This window comes from Streptomyces sp. CA189 (genome assembly GCF_056428985.1).
The window spans coordinates 27,384-42,081 of the sequence record NZ_JBWJVM010000060.1; the positions used below are offsets into that span (position 1 = coordinate 27,384).

Consider the following 14,698-nt stretch of genomic DNA (forward strand, 5'->3'; position numbering starts at 1 on the left):
CGCCGCGTTGTCGGACCACGACGGTACGTCCAGTACGAGTCGCGGTCCTCCGCCTTGCGATGCACCGCACCGGACACCGCGACCCGGCAAACCTTTCCGGCCACAGCACTAGCAACGGACGCGACCGGCCGGGGCGTCGCCGGCGGTGACCCTGCTCACCCGCGGCCGGCCCCCTCGCGATCCGCGGACGCGGGCCGGTGACGGCTGCGGTACGCGCCCGGAGGCATGCCCTCCCACCGGTTGAAGGCGCGGACCAGGGCCGTCGCACCGCTCAGGCCGACGAGCGGCGCGATCCGGTCCAGCGGCAGGTCCGTGGTCTCCAGCAGCAGCCCGGCCCGGCCGTGGCGGGCGGTGTCGAGGAGCGTGCGCCACGACGTGCCCTCCGCGTGCAGGGCCCTGCGCAGGGTCCGCACGCTGAGGCTGAGCTCCTTGGCGGGGCCCTCGGGGCCCGCGTCCCCGAGCGCGGCGTGCTCCAGCCACTGCCGTACCCGCTCGGCGACGGTCGCGGCCGCGGACAGGCCGTGCAGGAGCCGGTCGGCGTAGGCCCGGTGCAGGGCGTCGAGCGCCGGGTCGTAGAGGGGGCGGCGCCGGTCGAGGTCCTCGTCGGCGACCGTGATCGCGGTCTCCGCGGCGTCGAAGACGACGGGACAGCCGAGGACGTGGGCGTACGGCTCCGCCGAGCCCCTGCGGGAGTGGGTGAACGACACGGCCAGGGGCGCCCAGCCGTCGCCGGCGATCCAGCGGCCCGCCCGCACCATGCTGCTGACGATCGCCTCCACCCGCTGGGGGTGCATGGCCGCCGGGTCGACGGTCGGCCGGTAACAGACCCGGCCGACGCCGCCTCGGCGCTGCAGGGTCACCTGGCCCGCCCGGCTCAGCAGGGGGTGGTAGCGCTCGGCCGCCTGCGCGGCGTCCGCGAGGCTGGCGCAGGTGAGGACGAGGTGGCCCAGGATGTGCAGGCCCTCGGGCCGGATGCGGTCGCCCACGAGGAGTCCGGTGTGCGGGCCCGCGCCCACGGCGCCGAGCACCTCGTCCCACAGGGCACGCGTCTCGCCGAACTCCGGCCGGTCCGTGGGCACGTTCCAGGAGGCGGACCCGTCGGCGCCCGCCGCCGTGGCGCTCAGGACGGCGAGGGCGTAGCACGCGGTGACGGTGGGCGGCTCGATGGCTGACACGTCGGTCAGTCAATGCGCGCGCACCGCCCGCGTCAACACCGCCCGCGGGACGGCTCCGTGGGCGGCTCCGTGGGCGGGTCCGGGGAGTCAACGGGTTGGCCGCCGAAGTGAATGACGGCGCCCCGGGCTGCTCCTAAGGTCGGCCTTCGGATCTCTTCCCGCATGTCATGAACGCATCATGAAGGAGAAAGGGATGGGGATGAACCGACGAAGAGCCCTCGGGCGAAGCCGGTACCTGTTGCCCGGCCTGGTCCTCGCGCTGGTCACCTTGCTGCTCGGCCCCTCGACCGCCGGCGCGTCGGCGGGCCCGCAGTGGTGGGAGCCCGTGGCGCGACCGGTCCCGGACTCGCAGGTCAACGTCACGGGAGAGCCGTTCACCGGGACCGACGCTCAGGGCCGGGTCCGCGGATACGTCGACGGGCACGTCCACCTGATGTCCGACGAGGGCTTCGGGGGACGGCTGGTCTGCGGAAAGACCTTCTCCCCGGCGGGGGTGGCGGACGCCCTCAAGGACTGCCCCGAGCACTACCCGAACGGCGTCCTCGCCCTCTTCGACATGATCACCAAGGGCGGTGACGGCCGGCACGACCCGACCGGCTGGCCGACGTTCCGCGACTGGCCGGCCCACGACTCCGCCACCCACCAGCAGACGTACTACGCCTGGGTGGAGCGGGCCTGGCGGGGCGGCCAGCGGATCCTGGTGAACGACATGGTCACCAACGGCGTCATCTGCTCGCTCTACTTCTTCAAGGACCGCGGCTGCGACGAGATGACCGCGATCAGGCTCCAGATCCAGAAGACGTACGAGCTCCAGGCCCACGTCGACGCCATGTACGGCGGCGCCGGCAAGGGCTGGTTCCGGGTCGTCACCGAGCCCGACCAGGCCCGCGAGGTCATCGAGGAGGGCAAGCTCGCCGTCGTCCTCGGGGTGGAGACCTCCGAACCGTTCGGCTGCAAGCAGGTGCTGGACGGTGCCCGCTGCACCATGGCCGACATCGACCGGGGCCTCGACGAACTGCACCGGCTGGGCGTGCGCAGCATGTTCCTGTGCCACAAGTTCGACAACGCCCTGTGCGGCGTCCGGTTCGACTCGGGCACGCAGGGCATGGCCGTCAACGTCGGCCAGTTCCTGTCGACGGGCACCTTCTGGAGCACGGAGCCCTGCACCGGCGCCGAACACGACAACCCGATCGGCTTCGGGCTGGCCGCCGGGGGCCACCGGGAGGCGGGCGCCACCGTGACGGCCGAAGGCCCCGGCACCTCCCAGGAGCCGGCGGAGGCGGAGGCCCGGATCCGTGGCGCCCTACCGGAAGGGGTCGAACTACCCCAGTACGGCGCCTCCTTGCAGGCCGCGCAGTGCAACCGCCGGGGCCTGGCCGCACTGGGCGAGTAGGCGGTACTGGGCATGACCAAGCGCAACATGATGCTGGAAATCGACCACATGAGCGTCAAGGCGGCCAACCAGGCGCTGCGCGTGCTCGAAACCGAACGCTACTCCGGCGTGCTCTCCACCCACGGCTGGATGGACGACAACTGGACCGAGCGCGTCTACCGCCTGGGCGGCTTCATCACGGGCCACATGTACGAGGCGCCCGCGTTCGCCGCCGAGGCGCGCAGGCACGCCGCCCTGCGCGCCAAGTACGGTGCCGGGTACGGGATCGGCACCGACATGAACGGCTTCGCCTGGCTCCCCGGCCCCCGGGCCGCGGCCGGGAACCCCGTCCGCTACCCCTTCCGCAGCCCCGACGGCGGCTCGGTCCTCGACCGGCAGGTCACCGGCTCGCGCGTCTGGGACGTCAACACCGACGGCGGCGGCACCCACTACGGCCTCGTACCCGACTGGATCGAGGACATCCGGGTCACCGGCGGCCAGGACGTGGTGGACGAGCTCATGCGGGGAGCCGAGGGCTACCTGCGCACCTGGGAGGGAGTCGACGGCCACACCACCCCGTACGTACCCCTGGTCCGCGGCCACCGCCCCCACGCCGGGCACCTGGCCTCCTCACGCCCCCTGCCCGCCGGGTTCACCCACGAGGGGGTCTGGAAGGTGCTGCGGGACCCCGCACCCGGCACCGTCCGGCTCTACGAGTGCAAGGCTGCGAACCACTCGCTGCTGACCCCCGACCCGGGGTGCGAGGGCCTACAGCCCCTCGGCGCGGTCGGCTACGTGTACACCGGGGCGGTGCCGGGCTCGGTGCCCCTCTACCGGTGTTACGCACCCTCCGTATTCGACCACTTCGTCTCCAACAGAGCCGACTGCGAAGGGCCTTACGTGAAGGAGGGGCTGCTCGGCTACGTCATGCCCGTGGCCGCGCCGTAGCCGCGGAGACGCGGAGGTGCCCCCGGTGCGTGCGACCCCGGGGGCACCCCCCCCGCGTTCACACGGGGGGCAGGGCCTGCTCGGACCAGACGGTCTTGCCGCCCACGGTGTAGCGGCTGCCCCATCGGTGCGAGAGCTGCGCGACGATGTACAGTCCGCGCCCGCCTTCCTCGTGGCTCCGCGCACGCCGCATCCTCGGCTGCGTGTTGCTCGAGTCCGACACCTCGCACGTCAGGGTGTCCGCCCGGATCAGCCGGAGCCGGACCGGGCCGCCGGCGTGGCGAATGGAGTTGGTGACCAGCTCGCTGACGATGAGCTCCGTGCTGAAGGCGAGCTCGTCGAGGTCCCAGGCGGTCAGCTGCTCCAGGACGAGATGGCGCGCGTCGCCGACGACCGCCGGGTCGGCGTCGAGCAGCCACGTCGCGACGGCGCCGTCGTCCACCACCCGGGTACGGGCCAGCAGGAGGGTGACGTCGTCCCGCAGCCGTCCCGGCGGCAACCCCTCCACGATGTCGTGCCGGGCCTGCCGCAGCGGCCGGCCGAGTACGTCCGCGCGCAGCAGGCGGTCCGCCAGGTCGCGCATCCCCTGGTCGATGTCCCCCGCTCCGCGTTCGATCAGGCCGTCGGTGTACAGGGCGAGGACGCTCCCCGGAGGCAGATCGCGTTCGACCGGCTCGAAGGGCCAGCCCCCGACCCCCAGGGGCGGGCCGGGGCTCAGCTCGACGTACTCCACGGTTCCGTCCGGGCCGACCACGGCCGGAGGCGGGTGTCCGGCGCTCGCCATGACGCACCTTCGGGTCACCGGGTCGTAGACGGCGTACAGGCAGGTGGCACCGGCCGGTCCGCTGCGCAGCGGCGTGCCCGCGTCGCCGTCCTCCGCGTAGTCGCTCTCCGCCTCGGCGGCGACCTGCAGCACCATGTCGTCGACGTGCGCCAGCAGTTCCTCGGGCTCGAGTTCCAGGTCCGCCATCGCGCGTACGGCGCTGCGCAGGCGTCCCATCATGGCCGTGGCGTGCAGCCCGTGACCGGCGACGTCCCCGACCACCAGGGCGACCCGGGCCGACGACAGGGGGATGACGTCGAACCAGTCGCCGCCCACTCCGCTGTCCGCGTCGGCGGGCAGGTAGAGGCCGGCGGCTTCCAGTGCGGGAGTCTCCGAGGTGGCCGGCGGCAGCAGGCTGCGCTGTAGGCCCACGGCGATGCGGCGTTCCTTGGTGTACCGCCGCGCGTTCTCCACGGCGACGGCCGCACGGGCGGCGATCTCCTCCAGGAGCGCCAGGTCGTCCTCGTCCAGCGGGGGAGCGTCCCCCGTGCGCCAGAGCGTGATCCTCCCGAACCCGACGCCCCGTGCGCACAGCGGCGCCGTCATCGCCGAATGCGCACCGGGGACGGCGGTCGCCCACTCCGGGGCAGCGTCGCTCCCGGACATCGCGGGCCGGGTTCCGAGGCCGGTGACCAGCTCTCCCCGGCACTCCCGCGCCGCGGGAGGGTCGGGGGCGGACGGGTCGGTCTCCGCCGCCGCGAGAGGAGCGGTGAAGTGGGCCGTACCCGTCCGCAGCACGGCCGCGTCCGCTCCGGCGACGGCCATCCGGATCAGGGGCGGCGTGGGACGCCCGTCGGCGGCCGGCTCACCGCCGGTCAGAACGGTCTCCGCGAGATCCACCGCGGCACCATCGCCGAACGCGGGCGCCAGGATTTCGACCAGGTCCTCGACGGTGCGCAGGACGGACAGCGAACCGCCCAGCGCGCCGGTCGCGCGGTAGAGCAGGTCCAGGCGCCCACGCGACCGCTCGTGGTCGGTGACGTCGGTGAACACCGCCGCCACGCCCATCGCATGTCCGTCGGGTTCCTGCAGCCGGAACGCCTGGATGGTCACGACCCGGCCGCCCCTCGGGTCGTCCACGGTGCGCGCGGTCGTGTTGAAGCCGATCAGGGGGTTCCCGCTGTGCAGGACCTCCCGCAGCCGGTCGTCGATGACCCGCGCGTCCTCGGCCCGCAGGAAGTCGGCGAGGCGCCGGCCGTTCAGGTCGACGGGCACCCCGGTGTACGGCAGCAGGTGCGTGTTCGTCCGGAGCAGGCGCAGGTCCGCGTCGAAGACGGCCAGGCCCACCCGGGCCTGCAGGAACAGTTCGTGCGTGAAGGCGTGGTCCTGCCGCCACCGGGCGACCAGCTCCAGGGGTGAGCCGAGCACGAGGCAGCGGGCCGGGGTCCCCGGAGCGCCGTCGTTCAGCGGGATGACACGGAAGCCGACCTCCAGGTCGCGCCCCGAGCCGTGCCGCACCGTGGCCCGGCCCTCCCACCCCTCCTGTGCTCCCCGAGCGCCCTGGGCCAGAACCGCTTCCCAGCTGCTCGCGTCTGCCAGCAGCTCCCGTGCCGGTCGGCCGCACACGTCGGCGGACCGGCGCTCCAGGAGGGATTCGGCGGCCGGTGTCCAGGCGACGATCGTCCCGGCACCGTCCAGCAGCGCCGCGGCCGTGTTCGTGACAGCGAAGGGATAGTCCTGGTTGCCATCAGTGGCGCGCATGCGTGCCCATTTCGTCCGCCGGTCCCGCTGCTCATGCTGGTCGATGTCCGGAACGAGGGCCAGAGGCGTTACGCCATCCGGTACTGGTTCTGGCGGCAGCGAGAGGAAGAACACCGGCGATCCAGCCCCCGATGATGTCGGAGATCCGGACGAACCCCGAGCGGACGCCCTGTGCCTTCCTGCCATGGCAGGAAGCGGCCGCAACCAGCGAGGATGCCGTCCATGGCCACCGATCAGAACCTCACCTCGCTCCGCCCGACGCACTCCGCACCCGTTGTCTTCGGCGCGGGAGCCGCGATCGGAGTGCTGGGTGGGATGATCGGCCTGGGCGGCGCGGAGTTCCGCCTGCCCCTGCTGATCGGCCTGTTCGGGTTCGCCGCCCTTTCGGCCGTCATCCTGAACAAGGCGATGAGCCTGGTCGTGGTCCTGGTCGCATTGCCCGCCCGGCTCGCGGCGGTGCCGGCCGCCGAGGTCGCGGCCCGCTGGCCCGTCGCGGCCAACCTGCTGGCCGGCAGCCTCCTCGGCGCCTGGGCCGGGGCGAGCTGGGCGGTCCGCATGCGTTCGGCCACCCTCTACAAAGTGCTGGCCGCGCTGATGGTCGTCATGGCCGCCGCCCTGGTCCTCACCCACACCACCACCCTCGACACGCTCGCGCTGCCGATCTGGGCCCGGATCCCCGCCGGGGTCGCGGCCGGGTTCGGCATCGGGGTGGTCGCCGCGATCATGGGCGTCGCCGGCGGCGAGCTGCTGATCCCGACGATCGTGTTGCTGTTCGGCGAGGACATCAGGACCGCCGGAAGCCTCTCCCTGCTGGTCTCCCTGCCGACCATGCTCGTCGCCTTCGCCCGCTACAGCCGTGACGGCAGCTTCGCCGTCCTCGGCGCGAACATCCGCTTCACCGCGGTCATGGCCGCAGGCTCGATGGCCGGCGCGGTGCTGGGCGGACTACTGCTGGGAGTGTTTCCGGACCTCGTCCTCATCCCCCTGCTGGCCGTGATCCTGCTCGTCTCCGCGGTCAAGCTCGCCCGACACGACTGACACCGCCGAGCCTTCCGACCCCGAGGCGCAGCACCGCCTCCAGGTCGGCGGGACTATCGAAGAGGGCGGTGACGGTCGACGAACACGGCCAGATAGCGGAACTCCCCGCCTGCCCCGCCCTGTTCGGAGTACGGCTCCCAGGCCAGACGGTAAGTGCCGTCCAGCGTGCACGTGTTCTTCTGGAACGTGCCGTTCGCCCAAAGGCGGGTTCCGGCGAGCTCGCCTCTCGCGTGGATCCTGAACTCGTGATCACGCGTGGCCCGGTGGCCGGGACCCGGCGGTGTCCACAGCGCCGGGTCGTTGGTCAGCATGAGGGCAAGGCCGTTCTGATCGGTCTCCCCGCAGAAGCGCTCCAGTCGGGCTATGTCCCGGACGAAGTGGAGGCGCGCGAGGTCCGTGGCCGCGTGTGCTTTCAGTTCGTAGGCCTCGGCCGGGACACCGGCCACGCCCTTCCAGCGGCGGGTGAAGTACTTGAACTCGACGCAGGTACGCGCCTTCGGACCGATGCAGAGCAGGTCCAGGTGCTCGGTCCCCTCGGCTCGCCGCAGCGGGACCTCGAGCCTGGATTCCACCTCAGGCGCCAGCTCCCACAGGGCCCTCGCGAAGCCGTGCTGGAGGTCGGCCTCGGAGTGGAAGACCGGTCTGCGGTGCCGTAACCGCCCCATGACCTCGGCGAGCGAAGCCTGTCCGGCGATGGTCCGTGAGCTGTCCAGAGGATTCGTGGTCACGGCGGCATTCAAGTGGCTTTCCGGCCGCCGCTCAACCCCCGGCCGCCCGCCCCGGGTGCGAGTCCGGGGCGGGCGGCCTGGGGTTTCCGCTCTCCGCTCTCCGCTCTCCGCTCTCCGCTTCTCCGCTTCGGATCGCTGCGGGAGGGAGCCGGTGTCTGATCGACCTGTCGGACCGGTACCGGCAGGTCTCAGAGGAGGGACACCCGGTACTTGGCGAGGGCCTCGGGCACCGGCTGGTAGAACGTCGTGCCGCCGACCGAGCAGTTGCCGCTGCCGCCGGACGTGATGCCGAGTGCCTTCGTGCCGTCGTACAGTGCGCCGCCCGAGTCGCCCGGCTCCGCACACACGTTGGTCTGGATCATGCCGCGCACGGTGCCGCCGCCGCTGTAGTGGACGGTGGCGTTCAGGGCGGTGACCGTTCCGCTCTTCGTGCCGGTGGTGGAGCCGCTCCGCTTGACCGGCTCGCCCACGTAGGCGTTGGCGGCGGTGAAGCCGCCGGGGTGGCTGAGGGAGGCGTTGTCGTAGCGGACCAGCGCGTAGTCGTTGCCCGGGAAGCTGGACCCGACGGTGGGGCCGATCAGCGTGCTCTGGGCGGAGTTGGTGTACCAGGTACCGGCCACGTCGCCGCAGTGGCCGGCTGTCAGGAAGGAGTACGTGCTGCCGCTGACGACGTTGAAGGCGACCGAACAGCGGTAGCCGCCGCCGTAGATGGCATCGCCCGGACCAAGGAGGCGGGTGAACTTCCCGGGGGTGCGCTCGATCCGCAGCGCTCCCGCCTCGGCCCCCGCCGCCTTTCTGATCTTCGCGAGGCCGGCGGCGGACACGGTGCTGTCGGCCGTCACGACGACCCGGCCGGCTGCCTCGTCCACGTACCATGCGGTGCCGCCGACACCGGCGCCCAGGACGGCCTGGTCGACCTCGGCCAGCTGCGTCGCGCCGAAGGACTGGGGGGCGGCCGCCTGGGCGGTGGGCAGGGTGAGCGCGGCGGCCGTCAGCAGGCCCGTGGCTACGGCAGTGAAGGCGGCTCGCCTTGCTGTGCGGGTGGGGGAACTGGTGCGCGTGATCCTCACTGATCTCCTCCTCGGAGCGTCGGGGCCCATGGGGTGGGGGCCCTGTGAGGCGCATTCAGGATTTGGCGTGTCCCTGACAGGCGCTGCCAGTGAAGTATGTGGAGGCGCGCCGTCGCGCACAAGACTGCCGCCCGATCACCCGCCCCGGCCCGTCTCCGGTGTGTGCGTGGCCGAGAAAAGCCCATGACGCCTGGGGGGTTCTCAGTGCAATTTCACATTGCTATGTTACGCGTCACTGTCATACCCACCCCTGCCGACCCGTCAGGAGACCTCGTTGCGCGCTCCGAGATCCGTGCGTACATCCCTGCTCACCGCCGCGATAGCCGCGACGCTCGCACTGTCCGCGTTCCCCGCCGCCCAGGCCGCCGCCGTGCCGGCCGCCCAGGGATCCGCACCCGCTGCCGCGGCGAAGGCGGGATCCGCGCCGGCCAAGTCCGGCCGTGACAAGCACGACCGCGTGGAGCGGGCCGCCACCGTCGCGAAGGCCACCCAGGCCGCGGGCGGGGGCGCCTGCCATTCGCCGAAGTGCAAGGCAGAGCTGGAGGCGCGGCTCTTCCCGTACACGTACACCTACGACAAGGGCGCGATGAAGGTCCGCACCGCGCTCGACCGGGCCACGGTCGACCAGCTCTACTACGCGAGCAAGCAGGTGAAGACGCAGTACCACCGCGTTCTCGGCACCGATCAGCCGCTCGCGGGCGACACCAACGGCACCCTCAACATCGTGCTCTACGCCTCGCGCGCCGACTACGTCGCGTACCAGCCGGTCCTCACGGGTCTGAGCACCGACAACGGCGGCATGTACATCGAGTCCACGGCGACCTTCTACACCTACCAGCGGCGCGTGCCCCAGGACTCCTCCCTGACCCTGGAGGAGCTGTTCCGGCACGAGTACGCCCATTACCTCAACGGCCGCTTCGCCGTCCCGGGAACGTTCGGCTCCGGAGCCTGGTACAGCGGTGACCGGACCACGGCGATGGACGAGGGGACGGCGGAGTTCTTCGACGGCGCCACCCGCGACGACGGGATCGCGGTGCGCAAGTCCCTGGTCCAGGGGGTCATCGACGACACGGCGGCCGGCGGCCCGCGGATGACCGTGGACCAACTCCTGCACGCGACCTACGCCGGGGACGGCTTCCGGTTCTACGACTACGCCGGCACCTTCTACGAGTACCTGTGGCGGGACAAGCCCTCCGAACTCCAGGCCATGTACCGGTTCCTGCGGTCCAATGACGTCACCGGATTCGACGCCTGGCGCAGCCGCCTCGGCGCCGACGCGGCCGTCCAGAGCGGGTACGACGCCTTCCTCGACGAGCAGATCGCCAAGGTCGGCGACCTGTACGTGCCGAACACGGCGTTCCAGCCCACCGGGACCCTCACCCACGACACCGCGGCCCAGGTGCAGTCGGCGCTGACCGCGTCGAGCGGGACCACACCGCAGTGCGCGGACACGGGCGCCGCCGGCACCAACCGGCGATTCGTGTGCACGGGCCAGTTGACGGCCACGCTGAGCGGCGCGACCAACCCGGACCTGGTCTTCAAGGACGTGTCCGCTGCCGCCGACAGCCGGCTGATCGAGCGCGCCCTCGGCAGCGGCACCAATTTCCAGGACATGAACTGCTGGTTCGGCCCGACCGCGATCGCGGGAAGCTCCGGCACCTCGCCCTATACCTGCGAGGGTCCGCTGCGGGGCTGACGGAGGACGATCACGCCCGGTGCGGGGACGTCAGCGGCGGACCAGTAGTCCCCGCTCCAGGGCCACGACCACCGCGTGGGTCCGGTCGCTGACGTCCAGCTTGGCGAAGACCCGCAGCAGGTGGGTCTTGACCGTGGCCTCGGCGATGACCAGCCGCCGGCCGATCTCCACATTGGACAGTCCGTCCGCGACCGCGTTGAGCACGTCCACCTCGCGGGCTGTCAACGGCACGACGGCGGGCCGGCGCATCCGCGCCACCAGCCGCTCCGCGACCCGGGGGGCCAGGACGGTCTCACCCCGGGACGCGGAGTGGATGGCCTCGACGAGCTGCTCGCGGGTCGTGTCCTTCAGCAGGTATCCGATCGCCCCGGCTTCGACCGCGCGCTCGATCTCTTCGTCGGTGTCGTACGTCGTCAGGATCAGCACCCGGGTGGGGGCCGGGCCGGCGGCGATCTCGGCCGTGGCGCTCGCCCCGTCCAGCACGGGCATCCGCAGGTCGATCAGCGCGACGTCCGGCCGCAGGCGTTCGATCAGTTCCACGGCGGCACGGCCGTCCCCGGCTTCGCCGACGATGTCGACGGTCGGTTCCGAGGCCAGCAGGGCGACGACGCCGGCGCGCATGACCGTGTGGTCGTCCACCACCACGACGCGCAGGGGCGGTTCTGGGCTCATGTCATGCCTCATCGTTCGTGGGGATCAGGGCCAGGATGCGGGTGCCGTCCCCGACGGAGCTGGTGACCGTAAGGTCCCCGCCCAGTTCGGCGAGGCGCTTTCTCATGCCGCCGAGGCCGAACCCGCGGGCGTCCTCGACGGCGAAGCCCTGGCCGTCGTCGGTGATCTCCAGCTCCACACCGTACGGGCGCTGCGCGAGGACGACGTCCACCGTGGAGGCGGCCGCGTGCTTGCGGACGTTGGCCAGCGACTCCTGGGTGCAGCGCAGCAGGGCGATCCGGGTCGGCTGGTCGCATTCCACCTCCGCCAGGTCGGAGATGACGTGGAGCCCGGTGTCCTCGGAGAAGCGGTCCAGGGTCCGGCGCAGGGTCACCGCGACGGATCCCGGTGTGAGCCCGCTCTGCGGGGCGGCCCCGACCAGGACCCGGGCCTCGGCGAAGTTCTCCCGCGCCGTCTGCTCGATGGAGAGCAACTGCTGGGCGCTGCGGCCCGGATCGGTCTCCAGGCTGGAGCGGGCCGCCTCCGCCAGCACGATGATGGAGGCGAACCCCTGGGCCAGGGTGTCGTGGATCTCCCGGGCGAGGCGTTCACGCTCCTGCGCCGCGCCCTGGATCCGGTGGGCCGCGGCCAGGTCGAGCTGGGCGCTGTCCAACTCCGCGCGCAGTTGGGCCCGTTCGTCGCGGGCCGCGAGTGCCCTCGGGGTGAGTAGCGCGATCAGGACGCTCACCGCGTAGACGGCGAGGGAGGAGAGGGCGTTCGTGGTGAGGTTCTCGGCGCCCCAGCCCTGCCGCAGCGTGCCGCCCAGGGTGATCGCAGTGGCACCCAGGCCGCTGAGGACGATCGCCGCCCGGAGGTTCTCGACGAAGATGACGAACTGCGGCAGGGCCAGGGTGTAGAGCACTCCGTATCCGTCGCGCAGGTACGAGAGAGCGGCCAGGGTGACGAGCAGCAGGATCAGGTGGGCGTACCCCCCGCGAACGGGGTTCCCCGGCAGCCGCCTGACGAACGTGTAGCTGAAGGCGAGCAGGGCCAGCAGCGCGAGCGACCCGAACTTCACCGCACCGGGGAGATCGGCGAGGGCGGTGAGGAGCATCAGGAGTCCGATGACCGCCCAGGACAGGATGTCCCACCAGTGGAGCATCCATATCCAGAACGGGTCGCCTTGCTGTGGCCGTTGCAGCATGATCGTCAGCCTACGTTCTGCCGCGGACGGGTGTGGGGCACGTGGCCTTTCACGTCGTCCGCTGCCGGAGTGCGACGTGAGCGGCGCAGCGGCCGCCAGGCCCGGTCCCCGAGGAGGAGGAGTAGGGAGGGAAGGACCATGAGCCGGACCACGACGGCGTCCAGCAGGACCGCGAGGGCCAGGCAGAAGCCCATCTGCTTCATCTCGGTGAGGTGCAGGGCGACGAAGGCCCCGAACACCGTCACCATCACGACGGCCGCGCTGGTCACCACCTTCGCGGAGCGGCCGATGCCGTCCAGCACCGCTTCCCGGGCGGTCATCCCGCCGTCCATGGCCTCCTTGATGCGGCTGACGACGAACACCTGGTAGTCCATGGAGAGTCCGAAGAGGATGACGAAGAGGAACAACGGGACCCTGGAGGCGATCGCACCAAGGGAGTCGAAGCCCAGGAGCCCTTCCGCCCAGGTCCCCTGGAAGGTGGCGACGAGAGCTCCGAGGGCGGCCCCGGCCGACAGCAGGTTGAGAAGCGCCCCGATCAGGGCGATGACCACCGACCGGAAGGCCCAGAGGGTCATCAGGAAGGTCGCCAGCAGCAGGAACCCGAGGACCAGGGGAAGTTTGCCGTTCTCGTGATCCACATAGTCACGGCCGCGGGCCACGTCTCCCGATACGGCCGTCTCAACTCCCGCCAGCACACCGGCCGTCGCGGGTAGGTGCTCCTGGCGGAGCCGGGTCAGCGAGGCGACTCCCTCCTCCGAGGTGGCGGCGAAGGGAACGGCCAGCTCCAGCACGCTGATCCGCCCGTCGGCCGAGGTCAGGATCTTCGGCTCAGCGGTCTTGGTGAACAGCGCATCGCTCTGGGTGCGTCGGCCGAGCTCCGTCAAGGCCTCGCGGACCTCGCCGGCGCGTTCAGGGGTGGACCGGGCACTGACCCGGTGCTGGGTGGTCAGCTCGGGGAAGGCCGCGTTGAGCCGGTCGTAGACCTGCATGGCGGGGATGTCCCGGGAGAAGGTGTCCCGGCCCGGATCGACGAGCTTGATGCCGAGCCCGGGTGCGGCCAGGCCGAGCAAGATGAGGACGGACACGCACAGGGTGAGCACGGGACGCTTGCGGGCAGGCCTCAGCAGGACACCGGACAGCCGTCCGGTCTTCGCGTGGGTCTCGGGCTCGCCACGGCCCGGCCGGCGCGCCCACGGCAGCCGTCCGCGGGCCTGCTCGCCGCGGCGTGCGTCGCGCTGCGCGGCACGGGCCGCCCGGCGCTCGGTGCGGTGCCCGATCTTCACCAGCAGGGCGGGCAGTACGGTCAGCGAACTGGCGACGGCCACCGCGACGACGAGGATGGTTCCGGTCGCGAGGGAGGAGAAGATGACGTCGGTGGCGAGGTAGAGGGAAGCGGTGGACACGATCACGGCGAGCCCGGAGACCACGATGGCCCGTCCCGCGGTCGCGGCCGCCACTTCGACCAGGGCCTCGGAGCTCAGCCGGCCCCGGGAGCGGGCCCGCTCCTCGCGTTCCCGCTCCAGGTAGAAGAGGGTGTAGTCGACCCCGACGGCGAGGCCGATGAGCAGGATCATGTTGGTGCCGACGCCGGGATCGGGCAGGACGTGGGAGGCGACCATGGACAGTCCGAGGGCGGCCGCGATCGAGGAGAGCGCGAGCAGCAACGGGACGCCTGCCATCACGACGGAGCCGAATACGAGCAGCAGGGTGACCAGGGTGATCGGCAGCGTGAGGCGTTCCGACAGGGCCAGGTCCTTGCCCCGCTGGTCGTTGACCCCCTTGCTGATGGCCGGGGAGCCGGTCTCCTCCACGATCAGGCCGGGGTGGGCGGCGGCCACCCGTGCGGTCTGCTCCAGGAGCGGACCGACGTTCTTCTTCCCGTCCAGCTCGGGGCCCTTCATGACCACGGCCACCATCAGGGCCGCGCCGTCGCGGGAGCGGAGGGGGGCGGCGACACTGTCGACCCCGGGCAGTCGGCGCATGCGCTCGGTGACGTCCTGAGCGGCCGCGTCGGCCGCCGCGGTGTCCAGGGGACCGGACCGGGAGCGGATGAGTATCTGTTCGGTGGGCCTGCGCTCCAGGCCGCCCTCCGCGGCGATCGCTTCGGCGCGGCCGGCCTCGCCGACACGGAAGTCCTCGGAGGCGGCCTGTCGGGTGCCGACGGCGATGCCGGCGCCGAGGCAGAGGATGACGAAGGCGAACCAGCAGGCGATCGCTCGTCCTGCGTGACGGGCGCTCCATCGGGCGATTCTGACATGTAGTCGGTTCATGCTTGGATCATGCGCGGCGGGG

General features: G+C 71.8%; 8 protein-coding genes and 2 pseudogenes. 3 read left to right on the forward strand and 7 right to left on the reverse strand.

All coding sequences use genetic code 11. The annotated features are described in order from the left end of the window. Positions 1-155 precede the first annotated feature (155 nt). Positions 156-1,175, reverse strand: coding sequence for an AraC family transcriptional regulator (locus AC061S_RS32345; protein WP_478689442.1), 1,020 nt, complete (start codon positions 1,173-1,175; stop codon positions 156-158). Positions 1,176-1,374: 199 nt separating this feature from the next. Between AC061S_RS32345 and AC061S_RS32350 the strand changes: the two are divergent. Further along, positions 1,375-3,117: pseudogene (locus tag AC061S_RS32350) on the forward strand (discoidin domain-containing protein); the annotation flags it as partial. 436 nt (positions 3,118-3,553) lie between these two features. Here the strand turns inward: AC061S_RS32350 and AC061S_RS32355 are convergent. Continuing rightward, complete coding sequence (locus AC061S_RS32355) at positions 3,554-6,019, reverse strand: ATP-binding SpoIIE family protein phosphatase (RefSeq protein ID WP_478689443.1); 2,466 nt, start codon at positions 6,017-6,019, stop codon at positions 3,554-3,556. 222 nt (positions 6,020-6,241) lie between these two features. On the opposite strand from AC061S_RS32355, the gene AC061S_RS32360 reads away from it, so the two are divergent. Further along, the gene (locus AC061S_RS32360) at positions 6,242-7,057 is read left to right on the forward strand and encodes a sulfite exporter TauE/SafE family protein (RefSeq protein ID WP_478689444.1); all 816 of its coding nucleotides are present in this window, start codon (positions 6,242-6,244) and stop codon (positions 7,055-7,057) included. 53 nt (positions 7,058-7,110) lie between these two features. Here AC061S_RS32360 and AC061S_RS32365 read toward each other — a convergent pair whose 3' ends face one another. Together AC061S_RS32365 and AC061S_RS32370 are read right to left on the reverse strand one after the other, a co-directional pair. Beyond that, on the reverse strand, positions 7,111-7,785 hold the full coding sequence (locus tag AC061S_RS32365) for a hypothetical protein (protein ID WP_478689445.1): 675 nt from the start codon (positions 7,783-7,785) through the stop codon (positions 7,111-7,113). Between the two features lie 188 nt (positions 7,786-7,973). Further along, positions 7,974-8,855, reverse strand: coding sequence for a S1 family peptidase (locus AC061S_RS32370; RefSeq protein ID WP_478689446.1), 882 nt, complete (start codon positions 8,853-8,855; stop codon positions 7,974-7,976). Between the two features lie 526 nt (positions 8,856-9,381). On the opposite strand from AC061S_RS32370, the pseudogene AC061S_RS32375 reads away from it, so the two are divergent. Then, positions 9,382-10,551 (forward strand): annotated as a pseudogene (locus tag AC061S_RS32375) (collagenase); the annotation flags it as partial. Between the two features lie 30 nt (positions 10,552-10,581). Here AC061S_RS32375 and AC061S_RS32380 read toward each other — a convergent pair. The 3 genes from AC061S_RS32380 to AC061S_RS32390 are packed head-to-tail and all read right to left on the reverse strand — an operon-like array spanning position 10,582 to position 14,676. Further along, positions 10,582-11,223 (reverse strand): response regulator, encoded by a 642-nt coding sequence (locus AC061S_RS32380; RefSeq protein ID WP_478689447.1) that lies wholly within the window; start codon positions 11,221-11,223, stop codon positions 10,582-10,584. 1 nt (position 11,224) lies between these two features. Beyond that, complete coding sequence (locus AC061S_RS32385) at positions 11,225-12,406, reverse strand: sensor histidine kinase (protein ID WP_478689448.1); 1,182 nt, start codon at positions 12,404-12,406, stop codon at positions 11,225-11,227. 5 nt (positions 12,407-12,411) lie between these two features. Continuing rightward, on the reverse strand, positions 12,412-14,676 hold the full coding sequence (locus AC061S_RS32390) for an MMPL family transporter (RefSeq protein WP_478689449.1): 2,265 nt from the start codon (positions 14,674-14,676) through the stop codon (positions 12,412-12,414). Between the last annotated feature and the right edge of the window lie 22 nt (positions 14,677-14,698).